This window comes from Bacteroides caecigallinarum (assembly GCF_016901995.1).
In the GTDB taxonomy this organism is placed as follows: Bacteria; Bacteroidota; Bacteroidia; order Bacteroidales; family Bacteroidaceae; genus Phocaeicola; species Phocaeicola cellulolyticus.
In genome coordinates this window covers 1-220 of record NZ_JACJLE010000233.1, presented here as the reverse complement: position 1 = coordinate 220, position 220 = coordinate 1, and the positions used below count along the sequence as shown (strand labels likewise).

Genomic DNA, 220 nt, shown 5'->3' with positions numbered 1-220 from the left:
ATTTGGGCACGCGATGTGTAGGATAGGTCGGAGGCTTTGAAGCAGGTACGCCAGTATTTGTGGAGCCGCTGTTGAAATACGACCCTTCGTTTGTTTGAGTTCTAACTTCTGATTGAAGGACATTGCTTGGTGGGTAGTTTGACTGGGGTGGTCGCCTCCAAAAGCGTAACGGAGGCTTCTAAAGGTACCCTCAGGCCGATCGGTAACCGGCCCAAGAGTG

The 220-nt window shown here is 51.8% G+C and carries 1 rRNA gene; it reads left to right on the top strand.

Annotation, left to right across the window (positions count from 1 at the left end):
* A 23S ribosomal RNA gene (locus tag H6A61_RS16405) occupies positions 1–220 on the top strand; the annotation flags it as partial.